The sequence below is a fragment of the Pararhodobacter zhoushanensis genome (assembly GCF_003990445.1).
Taxonomy (GTDB): Bacteria; Pseudomonadota; Alphaproteobacteria; order Rhodobacterales; family Rhodobacteraceae; genus Pararhodobacter; species Pararhodobacter zhoushanensis.
In genome coordinates this window covers 108,642-126,611 of record NZ_REEZ01000003.1, presented here as the reverse complement: position 1 = coordinate 126,611, position 17,970 = coordinate 108,642, and the positions used below count along the sequence as shown (strand labels likewise).

Below are 17,970 nucleotides of genomic sequence, written 5' to 3'. Positions count from 1 at the left end.
GAATCAGATCGCGGTCCGCTTGGCAAGAATCCCGCATGTCAGGCTGGAAATGTTTCAACCGGCACGCGACTTCCGGCCGAGAGCTTGACGCCCCACGGCAAGAGCAGCGCCTGCGCCGCCAGCGACTCGGCCAGCCATTGCGCCAGAGCGGGGCCGTTATGCGCATGGTTCAACGGGCCGTCGGGCGCGTCGAGCACCAGCTTGGACGGCGCCCAGACGATGGTGTTGCCCTGCCGGATCGCCCAGTCAATCTCGGTCCGGCTTTCGACCACCAGACAGCGGCGGTCGCGCGCGGCCAGCGCCCAGGCGTTCTGCTCGACCGCCAGCAGGTTGATACGGCGCTGCACGGCGGTCACGCCGACCTGCGGCACCGTGGCTTCGGGCAAGCCGACGCAGATCACCACCGGCGCGCCACGCTTCTCCAGCCGGTCCAGCCGGTCGCTGAAATCGGCGGCGGCGATGGCGGCGTTGTCGAAATAGACCACGATGGGGTGAAGATCCGCCCCCTCAATCTGGCTGGCAACGGGTTGCGCGGCGCGGGTCCGCACGATCTCGACCCCCAGCTTGAACGGCCCGCGATCCAGCTTTTCGACCCGCACAAAGGCGCGCATCGCCTGCGGCGAGGCTAGCACGCGCTCGGCCACATGCTCGGCCAGCGTTTCGAGCAGGTTGAGACGGCCCAGAGCCAGCTCATCGGTGATCGACTCGGTGATGCGGTCATAGGACAGGATGCGGTCCACGTCGTCATCGACCGGGCCGGTCTGCGGCCGGACCTCGACCACGACATTGAACATCAGCCGCTGGGTATGGCCACGCTCGGTCTGGAAGGCGCCGATTTCGGCCTCGACCAGAAAATCGCGCACCGAGATGCGGTCGCGCGGATCTGCCGAGGCGGTCGCCTCGGCGCGCTCTTCGGGATGGGCAAAGGCCAGATGGATGTCGGTGCTCATGGCGAGCCTCCGGTCAAGGGAACCTGTCAGGGACTTACTCTGCGCAGGCCCCGATGCCCAGTCTGAACCCGGCAAGAAAAACGCCCGAGGCGACCCCCGGGCGTTTCCGATCGGCGCAACGCGAGCGCATGGCGGTCAGTTGCTGGTCAGCTGCACCGGCTCGCGGTAAAACAGATGCGATCCATACTGCGCGGTGCGGTGAAAGCTGAGCGCCCAGCGGGGCCGCACCCCGTTGGTGTGGAAATGCGTGGCCCCGTCGGTCAGTTCACGCGGCGCACCGCCGAGCATGACCTGCGCGATGGCATTGGCCAGCCGGCGCGCACCCGGCTCTGTCATGGCGCGCGAGCGGCCATTGCAGGCATAGGAAAACTGGCAGGCGTTGAGGCGGCTGGCGTTCTGATGAACCACGCCGCAGACGCTGCCGGGATAGTTCGGCAGATCAACGCGGTTCAGAATCACCTCGGCCACGGCGAACTGGCCATACACGTCTTCGCCGCGCGCTTCGTGGTAGATCGCTTCGGCCAGACACTGCACCGTTTCGTCGCTCGATTGCGGCATGGTCACCAGATAGCTGGCGTCATAGCGCAGGATCGCCGTCGGATCGTCCAGCGGCGTCGTCGCCCGGCTGACCAGCGACGAGGTCATGCCGCGCATCGCCTCACGCTCGGCGCTGAAGGCCAGCGCCAGTGACTGTTCCAGCGGCAAATCAGCCGCCGCGCTTTGCGCAGACAAAGCGACAGCAAGGGCGACCCCGAGGGGTGCCAATTGGTTCACGAGTCCCATACCGTCCATCCTGTGTCAGCCAGAGGCAGCTCGAAGGCTTTGCCAAGGGCGTCCGGTGTGCCGCCCGGAAAGGGCGGCCTCTTTTGGTTGTTTTGGGGAGTATCGCGGCCCGGATTCCCCCCCCGGCCGCAGTATCACCGTCACATCGGATAGCGCAAAACGCGTCACAAGTCCAGAAATCGAAACAGTTTTCCCGGATCAGCGCCCAAGCCGATTGCCGCAGCGCCGCGACTCGGGCGCAGCGTGCGGGTTCATCGGTCCGTCACAGGTTAAATTATCGCTAAGATTCAAGCGCAGACGTCAGTCATCGAAGGTCTGGCATTTGATCCGACGCTTCGTCGCCCTTGATCGTCAGCTGCGCCGCAGCGAGCCGTGCGACGGGCACACGGAACGGCGAGCAGGACACATAGTCAAAGCCCGCATCGCGACAGAACGCTATCGATTCGGGGCTGCCGCCATGCTCGCCGCAAATGGACAATGTCAGACTTTTACGCGCCTTGCGGCCGCGCTCGGCAGCGATGAGCAAAAGCTCTCCGACCCCATCGGTGTCGAGCACATGGAACGGGTCTTCGGGGAAGACCCCGGCCTGCACATAGTACGACATGAAGCGCCCGGCATCGTCGCGCGACAGGCCATAGGTCATCTGCGTCAGATCGTTTGTGCCAAATGACATGAACTCGGCATGCTGAGCGATCTCACCGGCGCGCAGCGCAGCGCGTGGGGTTTCGACCATGACGCCCAGCCGGTATTCGAACCCGTTGCCGCGCTCGACCCGGACGGCAGCGGCGACGGCGTCGATACGGGCCTTGACCAGCTCGACCTCACGCATCGCCGACACGAGCGGGATCATGATCTCGGGCACCACCTTGCCGCCCCGCCGTCCGATGGCAATCGTCGCCTCGAAGATCGCGCGCGCCTGCATCTCGTAGATCTCGGGCAGGGTCACGCCCAGCCGGACGCCACGCAGGCCCAGCATCGGGTTGAACTCGGCCAGTTCCTCGGACCGGCGCACAACTTCGCTGAGCGGCTTGTCCAGCGCATCGGCCAGTTGTTTCATCCCCTCGCGGGTATGGGGCAGGAATTCATGCAGCGGCGGATCGAACAGGCGGATGCAGACCGGCAATCCCTCCATGATCGAGAACAGCTCGATGAAATCCGAGCGTTGCATCGGCAACAGCCGCGCCAGCGCCGCCGCCCGGTCAGGGCCGGTGTCGGCAAAGATCATCTCGCGCATGACCGTCAGGCGATCATCCTCGAAGAACATATGCTCGGTACGGCACAGACCGATCCCTTCAGCCTTGAAGCCACGCGCGATGCGGGCGTCGGCGGGGGTGTCGGCATTGGCGCGCACGCCGATGTCGCGCAGTGCGTCCGCCCAGTCGAGCAGCGTGGTGAACCATTGGTCCAGCGCCGGTTCCAGCATATCAGCCTCGCCCGGCAGGATTTCCCCGGCGGTGCCGTCGATGGTGATCAGATCGCCCTCGGACAGAACGCGACGGCCCGTGTGCAACTGACGGTTCTTCAGATCAATGCGCAGCCCCGTTGCCCCCACGATGCAGGGCACGCCCAGCCCCCGCCCGATCACGGCGGCATGGCTGGTCATCCCGCCACGCTCGGTCAGGACACCGGCGGCGGCGTGCATGCCGCGAATATCCTCGGGCGAGGTTTCGCGGCGCACCAGAATGCAGGGTTCCCCGCGTGAGGCACTGGCCTGCGCGGCAGTCGAGGTGAAGACCAGCCGCCCGGTGGCAGCACCCGGACTGGCGGCGATACCGCGCGCCAGCACGTCGCGCGGGCCGCGCGGATCGACCTGACGGTGCAGCAGCTCGGACAGCGCACGCGGTGTTACGCGCATCAGCGCTTCCTTGCGGGTGATGATGCCATCCTCGGCCAGCGACACGGCGACGCGCACAGCGGCACGGCTGTTGCGCTGCACCTTGACGGCATCCAGCACCGAGACCTCGCCATTCACCACCGTGAACTCGATCTGCATCTCTTCGCGCAACTTCTCGCGACAATCGGCCCCGTGGCGCACGAGGCTTTTGAACGCGGCGGGGTGCAGTTCTTCCAGCGAGGCGCCCCGTGGGTCGCAGGTCAGGTACATCGCTTGCGGGTTGTTCGAGACCGCCTCGCGCCCCTGCCCCCGCTCGGCATAGCGCCCGGTGATCTGCGGCGCGCCCGTCACCGGCTCGATGAACTGGATGACACCGGCGCCGGTTTCGGGCGCGCCGTAACCCCCTGCCATTGCCTGTACCACCAGCCCCAGCCCGGCCTCGGCCGACGCGCCCTTGGCCTGACGCAACAAGCGGGCCGACGTCCCCTCCCACGCGCGGGCCATCGAGCGCAGCACCTCGGCCAACTGCTTCTTTGGATCTTGCGGAAACGGCTCTTCCATTTCCTTTTCATAATCGTCGAGCGCAGCTTCCAGCGCCCGCGGGCTGGGTTCACTGACGGCGAACATGTCGGGGTCCAGCCGCGCGACGTGCTGGGCGTAGGCCTGCACAAAGCTCAGATACAGCGCCGTGGCGACTTTCTCGCCATGGGTTTCGGTGATGTCGGCATAGCGTGCGTTGTTCATGCCGATATTGAGCACGGCACCGGGACCGCCCCAGTCGGTATTCTCGGCCGAAGGGCGCACCGACAACAGCTGCCCCGCATCAAACCGCCCTACCAATCCGCTGAGATCCGGCATCGACCCTGCGGCAATGGCGCGCACGGCCTCGAACGACAATGCGACCGTTTTGGGCACCGGCATGTCCAGCCGGACCAGCCGCTGCAGGCATTTGGCCCGCCAGCCATGGGTGCGCAGCGCAATCGGCGCCGCTCCGGTAATTTCCGAATAATCCAGCAAGTTGAGGTTCCGGTTCGCCATCAGCGTCCCTCCATTTGCCGGGCAGAATAGGCTTATCCCGCTACCGTGCAAGCGCAGAAAACCGCGTTTGGGCTACCGGTTTGCGCAGGCAAGCAGCAGGCGGTTCCCCGCCGTGCGAAAAATTTGTGCCGGAACCGATCTGAGGGGGCCGCTGTTTTCACCCCGTGACCGCAGGCAGCGACTGCCCGAGCGGAGAATGAATGGAGTGACCTATGATCAAGAAACCCTATACCATCGCCGCTGCGTCGATTCTGGCCCTTGCTACCTCGGGCGGTATGGCCGCTGCGCTGACGGCGTCGGCGACCTCGGATCTGAACCTGCGCGCCGGTCCCGGGCCGCAGTATAACATCCTCGACGTGATCCAGAGCGACGAGAGCGTGATGGTTTCCGGCTGCCTGTCCACCCAGGATTGGTGCGAGGTCAACAATGGCGATGCACAGGGCTGGGCCTATGCCCCTTACCTGATGTTCGATGACGAAGGCACGGCCAAACCCCTGCCCGAGATGACCGCGCAGACTGTCACCGTGATCGAAGACACCGGTGAGCGCGACGAGGCTACGGCGGTGATGGCCGGTGCAGGTGCCATCGCGGGGGCGCTGATCGCGGGTCCGGTGGGTGCGGTTGTTGGCGGCATGGTGTCGGGCATTGCGGCCAACGCGACCGTTGACCCCGAGGTCACCTATTACATCACCGAAAACCCGGTCGAGCCCGTGTTCCTGACCGGTGAGCCGGTGGTTGGCGCGGCGGTTCCGGCTGACGTCATGGTGTATGACGTGCCGCAGGCCTCTGAACTGGCCTATCTGAACGTCAACGGCGATCTGGTCGTTGTGGAACGCGAAAGCCGCCGCATCGTGCAGGTGGTCCGCTAACAGCTCCCCCCGGCCGGGTCTTCGGACCCGACCACCGGCGCGGCCCACCTTAGGTGAGCCGCGCCTTTCCTTTGGGCGAAATCCCGCTTATCACATTGATTTTATAAGAAAATTATCCGCCGATTCGCGAAAGAAATCTGCCCCGGTCAGGAACCATCCACCCAACCTTGCGTTGTATACCCAGAAGACGCAGCAACGCGTCGACATGATGGAGAGAGATTATGCGTACCAACAAAGCTCTGCTTATCACCATGATGCTTGGCCTGACCGCCGGTTCGACCGCCGCTTACGCCCAGACCATGGACGCCAACACCAATACCGACGTGACCATCCAGCCTGAAGCCCCGGCAGCGACGCTCCCGGCAGATCAGGCGACCGACGATGCGACCTCGCCGCTGCTGATGACCGACGACAACGCGACCGCCACCACGCCGATGGACGCGGCCCCGTCGATTACCACGCTGGCGACGGCTGAAGAGCTGGTCGGCGTCCGCGTGTTTGACCAGAACGAAGAGCTGGTCGGCGAAATCAGCGCGGTGCTGCCTGCTTCGCAGACCCAAGGTGAAGAGCGTCTGGTGATCGACGTGGGTGGTTTCCTGGGCATCGGTGAAAAGCCGGTTGCGATTGACGCCACCTCGGCCACCGCGTCGATGGATGACAATGGCGATCTGGACTTCGTGACCGTGAGCTACACCGAGGAAGAACTGGAAGCCATGCCGGAAGTCGAGATGTAATCCGGTAACTATGCTACATAGAGCGGGGCCTTTGGGCCCCGCTTTTTCGTAAGTGCCCCCACCCCTCTCACCGCACAGGTTCCCCATGTCCGCCTTTCTGCGCCAACGCTGGCCCGAGACGATCATCGCCTTGCTGCTTGTCGCCGCTGCCCTGCGCGAGGCCGAAGTCGTCCTCGCGCCGCTGGTGTTGGCCTTCGTCACGGCTCTGGTGCTTGCGCCGGCCCAGAACGCCTTTCGCCGGATGGGCGCACCCGCCGCCGCCGCTGCGCTGGCCACGCTGTTTCTGGCGCTGTCGGTGATTGCGGCGCTCATGCTGATCTTCCGGCCCTGGGTGGCCGATATCATCGCCGACTGGCCGCAACTGGTGCGCGAACTGCGCTCGGCCGGGCTGGACCTGCGCAGCAAGCTGACCGGGCTGTTCAACCTGCAACGCGAGGTGATGGAGGCGATCGCCCCCGATAGCGCCGGTGCAGATGCCGGCGGCGATGGCAGCGCCCTGCCCTCGCTCGCCGATGCGGCATGGCTGGCGCCGCAGGTGATGGCGCAGGCGCTGCTGTTTCTGGGCGGGTTGTTCTTTTTCCTGCTGGGCAAGGACCGGGCGTATGGCTGGGCCGAAGTTGCCGGTTTCACCCGCGCGGATTTCGAGAACGCCGAAGCGCGCGTCGCGCATTATTTTGGTGCGGTCTCGCTGATCAACGCCGGGCTCGGGCTGGCGGTGGGGCTGGCCTTGACCGCCTATGGCCTGCCTGGTGCTCCGGTCTGGGGCATGGTCGTGGCGCTGGCCAATTTCGTGATCTATCTCGGCCCGGCGGTGGTGGCCGGTGCCCTGTTGCTGGCCGGGACCGTCAGTTTTGACGGGTTCGCCGTCGTGGTTCCCGCTGTGATCTATCTGTCGATCAACCTGATCGAGGCGCAATTCGTCACCCCGATGGTTGTCGGCCAGCGCCTGAAACTGGACCCGCTGCTGGTGTTCTTGTCGCTGACGATCTGGCTGTGGCTGTGGGGGCCGATCGGCGGCATCGTCGCGATCCCGCTGGTGCTATGGTCGCAAGCGCTGTGGAGCGCGGCGTCGCAACGGCTGGCTTCTGATCCAAGCTATTCGTAACGGATCATCACCGCGAAAGCCAAACACCGCGCAGGGCACATGCCTTGCGCGGTGTTTGTTCAATCGCTGTCGCCCTCGCGGTCGAGTTCAACATCCTCGACGATGGTTTCACGCTCTGAGGGATCGAAAGCCTCGGCCTCGAACGTCAGGCGAAAGTCGTAGAAATTGTCATCCACCAGCGTCTCGACCGTGCCACCCACCTGCGTCGCAAAGCCGGCAATCAGCGAGCGACCAAGCCCGGAACCCGCCACCTGATCAGGTGGAATGAACGGCGTGCCGCGCGTGTTGTTGACGCGCAGCATCGCTTCATCCTCGGTCACCGAGGTCAGGGCAATGTCCAGCTCGGCGCGGCCATCGTCCAGACGTCCGATATATTTCAAGGCGTTGGTGACGGCTTCGCTGGCCAGCAGCAACAGCGGCACCGCCTGATCGGGATACAAGAGCACCGGCGCATAGGTCTGGTTGATCTCGACGCTCCAATCCTCGGTCGTGCCCGCCATGATGGTCGAGTCGATCACCGAGCGCAGCAGTTCGTCGGCGCGAACCTGCGCGTTGCTCGGGCTGGAATAGAGCGCCCGGTGTACCGACGCGATGCTCATCACCCGGCCCTGCACCTCTTTCAAGGTGCGCCGGGCTTCGGGCGAATGGGCGCGCCGGATCTTCAGGTTCACGATCGAGGCGATCAGTTGCAGGTTGTTCTTGACCCGGTGGTGCACCTCTTTGAGCAGCACGTTCTTTTCGTGCACCATGTTCTCAAGCTCGGCCTCGTCATGCACCAGTTGGCTGGCCAGATCGGTCCAGGCCTCGTCAATCTCGGCCAGCTCTTGCGCCATGCCCCGGCCATTCGACAGCGGCACGATGCGGCGTGAGCCCGAGAAGACCTTGAGGTTGTTCTTGAGCCGCCGGATATGGCGGATCACCAGCGCATTCACCGCGCCAAAGGCCACGATCAGCCCGACGATCAGCATCAGCACCGGAAACAGCACGGGGGAAAGGCGCGACCATACGATGGTCTCGCGCGGCCAGCTGCCAAGGGCGTAGATCACGCCGGGGATGATGGGAACGACGGCGAACATCCGGTCCTCGCCATCCACGGAACGCCCGGAAAACGCATACTGGCGCGGACTGACCAGCGAGGTAAGCGCGCGCCCCACGGGCAACGTGTTCTCCAGCCGGTCGAACGCGCGATCCGCCGACAGCACGGCACCGTCGGCGTTGAAGGTGACGATGTTCAGGGCACTTTCGGTGCCTACACTCCCGGGAATCCCAAAAATACGCGAATGCGGCACCGAGACCGCAACGAACCCCAGATAGTCGGTGCCGCGATAGACCGGCGCTGCCGACACGATCACCGACGTTCCGCTGATCGAACCATAGCCGCTGGCCAGAACCAACGGGCGGCGTTGTTCGTCCATGATCGGAAAGACCATGCCGTCGCGCATATCGCGCCCTACCCCTTCCGAGGCACATTGCAACGTGCCGTCGAGATCGGTGTATCCGGCGAAGGAAAACTGCCGCGTGTATTGCACCAGCGTCTCGAACATGTCCGAGCAGTTGTCGCCCGTCCTGCCATCGGCAGCCATATGCGCGGCCAGTGTCGACACTGCCCCGGAAGCCGAGGCGATTGCCAGGGCTTCACCGGCAGACGCTTCGGCCGTTGAGGTCAGCAGGGCGGCTTCAAGGCGCCGCTGTTCTTCCGCCCCGATCTGGACGGCCTGAAACACGGCAATCGCCCCGATCGGCAGCAGCGCCACTGCCAGTGTCCCGGCGACCCGAGCCGCCAGGCCCCGGAACGGCCACCAGGATGTCTTTGTCACGCGATCAGCCGCCCCTGTGCACCGGAATTGACGATAGCCGTTGTGACACGGTCCGTCATGTCGGCATAGCCCTCTTCGCCGGTGTGCATCAGTTCGGCAAGCCGCGCACGACCGCGGTTCGCGCGGCTCTTGATCGTGCCGACAGCAACGCCGCACATATCGGCCGCTTCTTCGTACGAAAAGCCAGATGCCCCGACCAGCGCCAGCGCTTCGCGCTGTTCGACCGGCAGCTTGGCAAAGGCCTCGAAGAACTCACCCAGTTGCAACCGGCCATCATGCGCAGGTTTCACCGACAGCTGCGAGGCGGCGATCCCATCGGGATCCGACACTTCGCGCGAGCGTTTGCGGCGCAGCGAGTAGAACGTGTTGCGCAAGATGGTGAAGAGCCACGCCTGCATGTTCGTGCCAACCTGGAAGCTTTCGATGTTCTTCCAGGCTTTCATCACCGCTTCTTGTACCAGATCATCAGCTTCGGCACCGTTGCGCGTCAAGGACAGCGCAAAGGCCCGCATCGGTCCGAGGTGATTGACCAGATCGTCTCTCGGATCGATCTGTGGCGTGTCATTGGCCATTCATTTGCTCTCCGTCCTGATCACGGAGTTGACGAAGGAGATCGAGGAACCGATCCGGAACCTTTTCATCCGCGCGCTCTTTGAACGCCCGGCGAAGATTCTCTGAGATCTGGTCCTCGATGTCGTGTTGATTTGTTTCTTGATCCATGTGCCCTTCTCGGGATGCGTGCCTGTGGCGCAAAAAAGTTGTACGTCGTTTGGAACCGAACGTCCTGAGCCGCGTTTGGTTCCAAGAAAATTCGCGAAAGGACTGATAAAAAATGCCGACCTCCCAGAAGGAGCAGTTCCTCTCTGTCATCGTCGCTGATCTGCTGCCGTTCCTGCGCCGTTACGCGCGTGCCCTCAGTGGAAACCAGTCCACCGGCGACCGCTATGCAGCCGCCACGCTCGAAGCCTTGCTGACTGATCGTTCGGTGTTCGACGAAGGGCATTCGCACAAGGTTGCGCTGTTCAAGTCGTTTCATGCGATCTGGTCCACCTCAGGCGCCCTGACCGAGAGCACCGATAGCGGTATCTCTGCGCGCGCCCAACGCCATTTGTCGCGTCTGGCACCCAACACCCGTGAAGTGCTGCTCCTGCGCACCATCGAGGAATTCACCGAAGACGAGATCGCCGAGATCATGGGCGTCGAGAAAAGCGAAGTGACCGAGCTGTACCGCATCGCCCTGCGCGACATGGAAGACAGCATCGCCGGCCGCGTCCTGATCATCGAAGATGAGGCAATCATCGCGCTGGATCTGCAATCCATCGTCGCCGACATGGGCCACCGGATCACTGGTGTCGCACCGACCCACAAGGCTGCAACCGCCCTGTTTGGCAAGGAACGCCCGGATCTGATCCTGTCGGACATCCAGTTGGCCGATGGCTCGTCGGGCATCGAGGCCGTGAACGAGATCCTCAAAAGCGCCGCCGATGTGCCGGTGATCTTCATCACCGCCTTCCCCGAGCGTCTGCTGACCGGCGACCGGCCCGAGCCTGCGTTTGTCATCACCAAACCCTATACCGAAGAACAGGTTCGCTCGGCGGTCAGCCAGGCGATGTTCTTCGCGTCGACCGAAACACTGCGCGCCTGATCCGGCATTTGCAGTCGCTTTTATCGCATGAGGGCGCCCTTCGGGGCGCCCTTATTTGTTACAGCGCGGAAGGCGACGGAAAAGAAAGCCCCGCGCCCGTCTGGACGCGGGGCAGTTTTACAAGCCCGAGCGGTTGTACGAGGGATCGATCGGAGCCTGCACCAGACCGTCAGTGCGCGATCATCGACCGCAACATCCACGCGGCCTTTTCGTGAACCGTCGACCGGGCAGTCGCCAGATCGGCCGTCACCGGATCCTTCGCCTTTTCGGCAATCTCGACCAACTCGTGCGACAGACGCGCCAGCGCCTCGTGCCGGTCTTTGAGCATTTCGACCATCTTTTCGGCCGTTGCCGGTGCCGCGTCCTTTTTGGGCGCGTCGGGATGGACCAAGCCACCGGGCTGGATCGGCGCGAGTTGACCAAGGGCACGGATACGCTCGGCCAGCACATCGGTCGCGGTGAAAAGCTCGCCGTACTGGCCTTCGGTCAGCATGTGGACAGAGTAGAACATCGGACCTTCGATATTCCAGTGCACTTCATGCGTGCGGATCAGCAGATCGTAGGTGCCCGAGAGCAATTGCGTCAGCGATTCCGCGACTTTTTCGGGGTTCTTGACGCCGGTGTTCACTTTGGTGGCGTCGGGCGTAACGGTGCGAAGATCTTTCATGGTGTTGTCTCCTCAGAATAGTCTCAGGGTGCTGAAAAAGCAGGGGGCGAGCACACTGCCCGCCCCTTGATTGGTCAGCCTTTCAGGACGGTCGTCAGGCTGACTGAGCCTTTTACCGGCGCGTCAGACTGGCGGCTGACCGCGCACGGCGCGGGCGATCAGGGCAATGACGAACAGCGCCAGGAAGATAACGAACAGGATCTTGGCGATCCCGGCCGAAGCAGTGGCGATGCCGCCAAACCCAAAGACGGCGGCGATGATGGCGATGACAAAGAACGTGAGGGCCCAACCGAGCATGGCAGTTCTCCTTTGAAAATGTGGCGAGCAAAATGCCCGACCTTCACCACATCAACAGGGGCCTGCGACAATTGGTTCCGAAAAAAGAGTCTGCTTGCGGTGTGGAACCCGATCCGCGCTGACGCGTTTTACCACCAGACGTGGAAACGTATTCAAAGGAGGCCACCATGGCCAGAACGACCCAGCCTAGCACTGCCGACCTGAAGAAAGAGTTCGACACCCTGAAAGCAGACCTCGGCGCGCTGACCAGTGAATTGCGCGCCTTTGCTTCGGCGCAGGAACGCTCGATGAGCCAACGCGCGGCCGACACGGCTGCCTCGGTGCGCGACACCGCAGGCTCGGTGACCGCTTCGGTCCGTGAAACAGGTGAGAAGCAGCTGCAAAACCTGCGCTCGACGGCGGAAACCGTCGCAGGGAACGCGGAAGATCTGCTCAAGGAACACCCCGCAGGTGCCGTTGCCGGTGCCGCTGCGGTGGGCTTTCTCGTCGGCGCTCTGGCGACGCGCCGCTGATGCTGCCTGACCCCCGTCACATCGCTAAAACGGCGGTCGTCGGGGCCCTCGGCCTCGCCCTCACCGGGGCGGGGCTGGTTTTGCTGCTGCGCGCTGTCTGGATCGCCTTGGTCTTGAGTTGGGGCCCGATGTGGACCGCCGCTGCCATGGGCGGTGCCTTGCTGATCATCGGCGGCGCGACTCTGGCCCTGCTGATACGCCGGCCCCGTCGCCTGCCGCCGCCCCCGGCAAGCCCCCTGACCGCGGTAATCGCCGCCTTCGCGCAAGGCTATGGCTCGGCTCAGGCCCTGAAGTCCCGCCGCTGACAGGACAGTAGAAAGGGGGGCCTTCTGCCCCCCTCTTTGGCTAAAGCCAAATTCACCCCCCGAGGATATTTAGAGCATAAAGTTGGGCTTAACTTTTCGTTAACCTTGTCCAACTTTATGCCTGAAATATCCCGGGGGCGGGCCGGAACGGCCCGGCGGGGGCAGCGCCCCCGAGCGGCGCGAGCCCCCTCGATGGGGGCGAGCGCCGCCCCTGCCTATCCATTCAGTTCAGCGCACCAGCGCGGCGCAGCGCGTCCGCGAAAGCGCGGGTGTCGACGGCAAGATGCGACGACGACATCTGTGGGAACGGCGGCTGCGCGTCGAAGAACTGGCTGTCCACCGCGATCAGCCGCCACTCGCCGTTGATCTGGTGCAAGATCGGCGAACCGCTGTCGCCCCGGGTGGTGTCGCAGGTATGGATCATCGAACCGTCGCGATAGGCCGTAAGGATCCGGCAATCCATGTGCCCCGACAGATAACCGCCCGTATCCCAGCTATAGCCCGCCTGGCTCACCATAAATGTCCCGGCTCTGATCGCCGACAGGTCGGTCTTGTCGAACACGTAGGGCCGCACAAAGCCGATTTCGGTCCCCAGATCGCGGTCCAGCGTCAGGATCGCCCAGTCGTCGCCATTCCCCCCATTGGGCGGGGCGCTCTGATCCGAGTAATCCGGCGCGACCACGCTGCTGATCACACCGGCGCGGCCCTGTTCGGTATCCCCGCGCGCCCCGGCGCGGAAGCTGACCACTTTGGCCATCGCGCCGTTCTCGCCCTGCATGCAATGCGCTGCCGTCGCGATCAGTCGCGGTGCGATCAGCGTTGCGGTGCACGAGCCATCTTCGAGCGTCAGCAAACCGACAGCCCGCCACGGCATTTGCGTGACATCGACCTGAACGCGGTCGTCATGGCCAAAGTAATGGTCACGCCCGGTCACGGGCCGATCCCGGCCCACGCAATCGGCGGTGTCGGTATAGGCCCGGCACGAGCCGCGCCCGCTGCCCGGCTCTTCGCAGATATCGTTGAACGCGGTCTCACAATTGTTCGAGCGGTTGCGCAGGAAAGCCGCTGCCGCGCAATCCGACGTATCCGTGCCCGAGGTACAGACCCCCGTGCCGATCCCCGGTTCGTCGCATTCATTGTCATGCGCCCAGCGGCAGCTCTCGTCGCCGCCGATTGCCAGCGCCCGGCAGTCGGACGCATCGGTGCCCGGCGAGCACGCCCCGGTGCCGCCAAAATTGATGTCGTCGCATTCTCGGTCATTGGCCCAGCGGCAGCTGTCGGTGCCCAACGAGGCCCGCACGGCCGAGGGCACCGCGTCCATCAGCCGCTGCCACGCCGCGGCCTCGGCCCGGCAATCATTGGCGTCGGTGCCATTGTCGCAGGCCCCGGTCCCCTGATAGCGCGCTTCATCGCATTCGTTGTCATTCGCCCAGCGGCAGGTGTTTTCCTGCGCCAGAGCCGCCCCCGGCAGCCCGATCATCAGGCTGACGCCAAGAGCAAAACCCAAACGGGTCAAAGAATCAGTGGAAAAACGCATGGGAACCCCCCGGAAATACGCGTCGGCAAAATAGCGTGGTCGCCCCCCGGCGCAAAAACCGGGGGGCGGGGCGTGCTCAGTGCTCGCGGTCCATGACCCATTGCGGCGAGGCAATGGTGACACCCAGCGTCGCCAGACCGCCATCGCCGCCATAGCTGCCCGCAAAGACAGCATAGGGCCCGGGCTGCGGGTTGGGGATCATCACACCGGGGTTCAGTTGCTCGAAATCATCGTTGCAATAGATCTGACCGTCCGGTCCGACCACAGCCAGCGTGCTGTCCACATCGCCGACCATGTAGATCATCAGCTGCGGCAGTCCGCTTTGCGCATCGATCACCAGATCCGGCTGGCTGGGCGAGATGAACCCGGCACAGCCGGTTCCCATGCCAAAAGCCTCGGTGGTGCTGGCCTCGATATCGAAGATGATACGCGGATCAAGCAGAGTGTCCGGCCCGAAGGACAGCGTGCCCACCGTCGGTTCGGCCGTGACGTTCAGGCTGTCGGGCGCCATCGAGCCCCCGGCCGGGACCGCACCGCCCCAGTTGGGCGACCCCATCGACGCGTAGAGGTTATACTCGCCCGTCACGTCGGACATATAGGCGCCGACATAGACCAGATACTCACCCGGTTGCGCATCGGTGAAACTCAGGCCCGGGTTCAGCTCGAAACTGTCATCGTTGCACGACCAGCTGCCGTCCGGCGCGCGCACCGCCATGACCAGATCCGTCTCGGAGCGTGCGTAGAGCGAGATCATCGGCTCGGCGGCATCAAGCGTCATGACCAGATCGGGGGCCGACAGATCGGTGTACCCCCGGCAATCGCTGCTCATTGGCAACAGATTGACCGGATCAAACGCGTGGACCGGCCCGGTCGCCAGCAATTGCCCCTGCCCCGCATCGCTCAGATCGAAGCTGATTGTGCCTGCGCGCGGCGCGCCGTCCAGATCGACGATGGCGTTCGAGAACGCCGGCGCGCCGACCGAGGTGTACAGATCATAGGTCGAGCCGTCGCCTCCCTGTCCATAGCCGCCGACGAAGATCTGATAATCGCCTGCCGCCCCTGTCAGCGTGACGCCGGGATTCAGCTGGTACACGTCGTCGTTGCAATGCACCTGCCCCGAAGGATCGACCACCGCCATCACCAGATCACGATCCGACATCGCAAAGATGCTGAAGTCATCGCCGTCTTCGTCCAGCGTCAGCACCGCATCGGCGGCATCGAACTGACTGTAGCCCCAGCAGCTTTCGGGCGCGAGTGGGCGCATTTCGGTGTTGGCATACAGAACGCCGTCCTGCACCAGATCCTGACGGCCGGTTTCGGCGCTGGCGGCGAAGACAAAGCGACCGGCGCGCGGTTCGCCCAGACGGGCGACATTCAGCCCGAAGAGCTCCATGGCCGACACCGCACGCTCGGAGGCAAAGAGGCGTGCGTCAATCGTGCTGCCTTCCTCGCCGCCCAGCCAGACGGTGTAACGCCCCGGCGCGACACCGGCCAGCTGCGTGCTCACAAAGCCCTCGTCATCGGCCAATGCGCATTGATACAGACCGTTCGGCGAGCCCACCACCAGACTGCGCAGCCCCTCGCCCGCAGCGGTGAAGGCCAGCGTTTCCATCCGGTCCGTAACCTCGAACGCCGCCCCTGACGCTTCAGGGATCATCGCCCCCTGACAGCCACGCACGAAGCTTGCGGCCGGGTCGGTGGCCGTCCCGAACACACGCGCGCCGATCCGGGTGCTGGAATAGGGATCGGTGCCCGGCCCGATTTCGATGGCGAATCCCGAGCTTTGCGCCAATGCCACGCCCGCCGTCATCGGCAGGAACAAGGCCACTGCGGCAGTACTCATTGACAATCGGTTCCGTTGAATACGCGTCATTCACAATTCCTTTTTAGCTTCGGCAAATGCCCACAACGAAAGCTTGCCTTGTGCGCTTGGTGGGCGTCAATCACCTTGCCGCCTTCTCACGGCAAGGTGCACTGGGGATGGAAGCAAGCGTCACCTTGCTGTAAGGACAGGCAAATCCGGCATACGGCAAGACAGGGACATCCCCACATGGCGCGCATCCTTATCACCTCTGCGTTACCTTATATCAATGGGATCAAGCACTTGGGCAATCTGGTTGGCAGCCAGTTGCCCGCAGATCTCTATGCCCGCTACATGCGGGCCCGTGGCCACGAGGTCATGTTCATCTGTGCAACCGACGAACACGGCACCCCCGCCGAACTGGCCGCTGCCAAGGCAGGCAAGCCGGTGGCCGAGTATTGCGCCGAAATGCACGATGTTCAGGCCGAGCTGGCAAATGGTTTTAAACTGTCGTTCGACCATTACGGCCGCTCGTCCAGCCCCGAAAACCACCAGCTGACGCAGCATATGGCCGGGCGTTTGAAAGCGGCGGGCCTGATTTCCGAAGTCAGCGAAAAGCAGGTCTATTCCAATGCCGATGGCCGCTTTCTGCCTGATCGCTATATCGAGGGCACCTGCCCCAACTGCGGGTATGACCGGGCGCGCGGCGATCAGTGCGAAAATTGCACCAAGCAGCTGGACCCCACCGACCTGATCAACCCGCGCTCAGCGATCTCGGGTTCGACCGATCTGGAGGTGCGCGAGACCAAACACCTGTTCCTGCGTCAGAAGTCGATGCGCGACAGCCTGCGCGACTGGATCAAGTCCAAGCACGACTGGCCAATCCTGACCACCTCGATCGCGCTGAAATGGCTTGATGACGGCGACGGACTGCAGGACCGCGGCATTACCCGCGATCTGGACTGGGGGGTTGCTGTCAGGGACGGCGACGCGCCGTGGCCCGGCATGGAGGGCAAGGTCTTTTACGTCTGGTTCGACGCGCCCATCGAATATATCGCCGCGACCGCCGAATGGGCCCATGCGCAGGGTCTGGGCGATGACGCATGGGAACGCTGGTGGCGCGAGGACAAGGGCGCGGCGGACGTGCGCTATGTCGAGTTCATGGGCAAGGACAACGTCCCCTTCCACACGCTCAGCTTCCCCGCCACGCTGATGGGTGCCAATTTCGACGGGGCCGAGCCGTGGAAACTGGTCGATTACATCAAGTCGTTCAACTACCTGAACTATGACGGCGGCCAGTTCAGCACCTCGCAGGGACGCGGCGTGTTCATGGATCAGGCGCTCAGCCTGCTGCCCGCCGATTACTGGCGCTGGTGGCTGCTCAGCCACGCGCCGGAATCCTCGGACAGCGAGTTTACGTGGGAGAATTTTCAGACCTCGGCCAACAAGGATCTGGCCGATGTGCTGGGCAACCTTGTCAGCCGGGTGACCAAGTTCTGCCGCTCGAAATTCGGCGAAGTGGTGCCCGAGGGCGGCGAAACCGGCCCGCGTGAAGCGCAGCTGGTGGCCGACCTGACCGCGAAGATCCGCAGCTATGAGCAGCTGATGGAAGCGATGGAAGTGCGCAAATCGGCCAACGAGCTGCGCGCGATCTGGGTCTTGGGCAACGAATACCTGCAAGAGGCAGCGCCGTGGTCGACCTTCAAGACCGACCCGGCGCTGGCCGCGGCGCAGATCCGTCTGGCGCTGAACCTGATCCGGCTCTACGCCGTGATCTCGCAGCCCTTCATCCCCGAGGCGGCGCAATCGACCATGTCGGCGATGGCGTCCGACGACTGGAGCTGGCCGGATGACGTGGCCGCTGCCCTGCAACTGCTGCCCGCCGGCCACGCGTTTACCACGCCCGAGGTGCTGTTCACCAAGATCACCGACGAGCAGCGCGAAGACTGGCAAAGCCGCTTTGCCGGGGTGCGGAGCTGATGCGCTGACCCCCGCTGGGTTGACGCGAATCACCCTGTACACGACCCTGACCCCGCCCGCTGATTTTGGGCGGGGTTTTGCATGGGTCATTTTTGC

Annotated in this window: 17 protein-coding genes; 7 read left to right on the top strand and 10 right to left on the bottom strand. The window is 63.9% G+C overall.

Going from position 1 to position 17,970, the window contains the following annotated elements; all coding sequences use genetic code 11:
• Positions 1–38: 38 nt before the first annotated feature.
• From EAE28_RS08695 to EAE28_RS08685, 3 genes are all read right to left on the bottom strand, one after another.
• Positions 39–950: a dihydroneopterin aldolase gene (locus EAE28_RS08695; protein WP_127105462.1), complete on the bottom strand. Its 912-nt coding sequence runs from the start codon at positions 948–950 to the stop codon at positions 39–41.
• Between the two features lie 135 nt (positions 951–1,085).
• Entirely contained in the window at positions 1,086–1,733 is a 648-nt protein-coding gene (locus EAE28_RS08690; RefSeq protein WP_127105461.1) for a cell wall hydrolase, read from the bottom strand.
• A 304-nt stretch (positions 1,734–2,037) separates the two neighbouring features.
• Positions 2,038–4,605 (bottom strand): putative PEP-binding protein, encoded by a 2,568-nt coding sequence (locus tag EAE28_RS08685; protein WP_127105460.1) that lies wholly within the window; start codon positions 4,603–4,605, stop codon positions 2,038–2,040.
• Between the two features lie 212 nt (positions 4,606–4,817).
• Between EAE28_RS08685 and EAE28_RS08680 the strand changes: the two genes are divergently transcribed.
• The 3 genes from EAE28_RS08680 (at position 4,818) to EAE28_RS08670 (ending at position 7,313) form a co-directional block, all read left to right on the top strand.
• Entirely contained in the window at positions 4,818–5,474 is a 657-nt protein-coding gene (locus EAE28_RS08680) for a DUF1236 domain-containing protein (RefSeq protein ID WP_127105459.1), read from the top strand.
• Between the two features lie 221 nt (positions 5,475–5,695).
• On the top strand, positions 5,696–6,208 hold the full coding sequence (locus tag EAE28_RS08675) for a PRC-barrel domain-containing protein (RefSeq protein WP_127105458.1): 513 nt from the start codon (positions 5,696–5,698) through the stop codon (positions 6,206–6,208).
• Between the two features lie 85 nt (positions 6,209–6,293).
• Positions 6,294–7,313 (top strand): AI-2E family transporter, encoded by a 1,020-nt coding sequence (locus EAE28_RS08670; protein WP_127105457.1) that lies wholly within the window; start codon positions 6,294–6,296, stop codon positions 7,311–7,313.
• A 59-nt stretch (positions 7,314–7,372) separates the two neighbouring features.
• On the opposite strand, the gene EAE28_RS08665 is transcribed toward EAE28_RS08670, so the two are convergent.
• From EAE28_RS08665 to EAE28_RS08655, 3 genes are read right to left on the bottom strand one after another with little or no spacing between them, the layout of a single operon-like run.
• Complete coding sequence (locus EAE28_RS08665; protein WP_127105456.1) at positions 7,373–9,130, bottom strand: sensor histidine kinase; 1,758 nt, start codon at positions 9,128–9,130, stop codon at positions 7,373–7,375.
• Positions 9,127–9,702: an RNA polymerase sigma factor gene (locus tag EAE28_RS08660; protein ID WP_127105455.1), complete on the bottom strand. Its 576-nt coding sequence runs from the start codon at positions 9,700–9,702 to the stop codon at positions 9,127–9,129. The genes EAE28_RS08665 and EAE28_RS08660 overlap by 4 nt, the downstream gene beginning before the upstream one ends.
• Entirely contained in the window at positions 9,692–9,850 is a 159-nt protein-coding gene (locus EAE28_RS08655) for a NepR family anti-sigma factor (protein WP_127105454.1), read from the bottom strand. Before EAE28_RS08655 ends, EAE28_RS08660 begins: the two co-directional genes overlap by 11 nt.
• 112 nt (positions 9,851–9,962) lie before the next feature.
• Here EAE28_RS08655 and EAE28_RS08650 point away from each other — a divergent pair, with 112 nt between their 5' ends.
• Complete coding sequence (locus EAE28_RS08650) at positions 9,963–10,775, top strand: response regulator (RefSeq protein ID WP_127105453.1); 813 nt, start codon at positions 9,963–9,965, stop codon at positions 10,773–10,775.
• Between the two features lie 169 nt (positions 10,776–10,944).
• On the opposite strand, the gene EAE28_RS08645 is transcribed toward EAE28_RS08650, so the two are convergent.
• Together EAE28_RS08645 and EAE28_RS08640 are read right to left on the bottom strand one after the other, a co-directional pair.
• Positions 10,945–11,442, bottom strand: coding sequence for a Dps family protein (locus EAE28_RS08645; RefSeq protein ID WP_246022315.1), 498 nt, complete (start codon positions 11,440–11,442; stop codon positions 10,945–10,947).
• A gap of 123 nt (positions 11,443–11,565) precedes the next feature.
• Complete coding sequence (locus EAE28_RS08640) at positions 11,566–11,739, bottom strand: DUF1328 domain-containing protein (RefSeq protein WP_127105452.1); 174 nt, start codon at positions 11,737–11,739, stop codon at positions 11,566–11,568.
• Positions 11,740–11,906: 167 nt separating this feature from the next.
• Between EAE28_RS08640 and EAE28_RS08635 the strand changes: the two genes are divergently transcribed.
• Together EAE28_RS08635 and EAE28_RS08630 are read left to right on the top strand one after the other, a co-directional pair.
• Entirely contained in the window at positions 11,907–12,251 is a 345-nt protein-coding gene (locus EAE28_RS08635; protein WP_127105451.1) for a DUF883 family protein, read from the top strand.
• Positions 12,251–12,556: a hypothetical protein gene (locus EAE28_RS08630; RefSeq protein WP_127105450.1), complete on the top strand. Its 306-nt coding sequence runs from the start codon at positions 12,251–12,253 to the stop codon at positions 12,554–12,556. Before EAE28_RS08635 ends, EAE28_RS08630 begins: the two co-directional genes overlap by 1 nt.
• Positions 12,557–12,779: 223 nt before the next feature.
• Here the strand turns inward: EAE28_RS08630 and EAE28_RS08625 are convergent, their stop codons facing one another.
• Together EAE28_RS08625 and EAE28_RS08620 are read right to left on the bottom strand one after the other, a co-directional pair.
• The gene (locus tag EAE28_RS08625) at positions 12,780–14,093 is read right to left on the bottom strand and encodes a trypsin-like serine peptidase (protein ID WP_164736587.1); all 1,314 of its coding nucleotides are present in this window, start codon (positions 14,091–14,093) and stop codon (positions 12,780–12,782) included.
• Between the two features lie 76 nt (positions 14,094–14,169).
• A complete protein-coding gene (locus tag EAE28_RS08620; protein WP_127105448.1) occupies positions 14,170–15,936 on the bottom strand; it encodes a hypothetical protein in 1,767 nt (588 codons plus the stop codon).
• Positions 15,937–16,143: 207 nt separating this feature from the next.
• Here EAE28_RS08620 and metG point away from each other — a divergent pair, with 207 nt between their 5' ends.
• On the top strand, positions 16,144–17,874 hold the full coding sequence (gene metG / locus EAE28_RS08615; protein ID WP_127105447.1) for a methionine--tRNA ligase: 1,731 nt from the start codon (positions 16,144–16,146) through the stop codon (positions 17,872–17,874).
• The last annotated feature ends 96 nt before the right edge of the window (positions 17,875–17,970 follow it).

What these genes read in the sequence shown, in the direction of transcription:
- EAE28_RS08655 (WP_127105454.1), bottom strand. Translation starts at nt 9,850, where the DNA reads ATGGATCAAGAAACAAATCAACACGACATCGAGGACCAGATCTCAGAG.
- EAE28_RS08630 (WP_127105450.1), top strand. Translation starts at nt 12,251, where the DNA reads ATGCTGCCTGACCCCCGTCACATCGCTAAAACGGCGGTCGTCGGGGCC.
- EAE28_RS08690 (WP_127105461.1), bottom strand. Translation starts at nt 1,733, where the DNA reads ATGGGACTCGTGAACCAATTGGCACCCCTCGGGGTCGCCCTTGCTGTC.
- EAE28_RS08645 (WP_246022315.1), bottom strand. Translation starts at nt 11,442, where the DNA reads ATGAAAGATCTTCGCACCGTTACGCCCGACGCCACCAAAGTGAACACC.
- EAE28_RS08635 (WP_127105451.1), top strand. Translation starts at nt 11,907, where the DNA reads ATGGCCAGAACGACCCAGCCTAGCACTGCCGACCTGAAGAAAGAGTTC.
- EAE28_RS08625 (WP_164736587.1), bottom strand. Translation starts at nt 14,093, where the DNA reads ATGCGTTTTTCCACTGATTCTTTGACCCGTTTGGGTTTTGCTCTTGGC.
- EAE28_RS08670 (WP_127105457.1), top strand. Translation starts at nt 6,294, where the DNA reads ATGTCCGCCTTTCTGCGCCAACGCTGGCCCGAGACGATCATCGCCTTG.
- EAE28_RS08640 (WP_127105452.1), bottom strand. Translation starts at nt 11,739, where the DNA reads ATGCTCGGTTGGGCCCTCACGTTCTTTGTCATCGCCATCATCGCCGCC.
- metG (WP_127105447.1), top strand. Translation starts at nt 16,144, where the DNA reads ATGGCGCGCATCCTTATCACCTCTGCGTTACCTTATATCAATGGGATC.
- EAE28_RS08695 (WP_127105462.1), bottom strand. Translation starts at nt 950, where the DNA reads ATGAGCACCGACATCCATCTGGCCTTTGCCCATCCCGAAGAGCGCGCC.
- EAE28_RS08675 (WP_127105458.1), top strand. Translation starts at nt 5,696, where the DNA reads ATGCGTACCAACAAAGCTCTGCTTATCACCATGATGCTTGGCCTGACC.
- EAE28_RS08650 (WP_127105453.1), top strand. Translation starts at nt 9,963, where the DNA reads ATGCCGACCTCCCAGAAGGAGCAGTTCCTCTCTGTCATCGTCGCTGAT.
- EAE28_RS08680 (WP_127105459.1), top strand. Translation starts at nt 4,818, where the DNA reads ATGATCAAGAAACCCTATACCATCGCCGCTGCGTCGATTCTGGCCCTT.
- EAE28_RS08660 (WP_127105455.1), bottom strand. Translation starts at nt 9,702, where the DNA reads ATGGCCAATGACACGCCACAGATCGATCCGAGAGACGATCTGGTCAAT.
- EAE28_RS08620 (WP_127105448.1), bottom strand. Translation starts at nt 15,936, where the DNA reads ATGAGTACTGCCGCAGTGGCCTTGTTCCTGCCGATGACGGCGGGCGTG.
- EAE28_RS08685 (WP_127105460.1), bottom strand. Translation starts at nt 4,605, where the DNA reads ATGGCGAACCGGAACCTCAACTTGCTGGATTATTCGGAAATTACCGGA.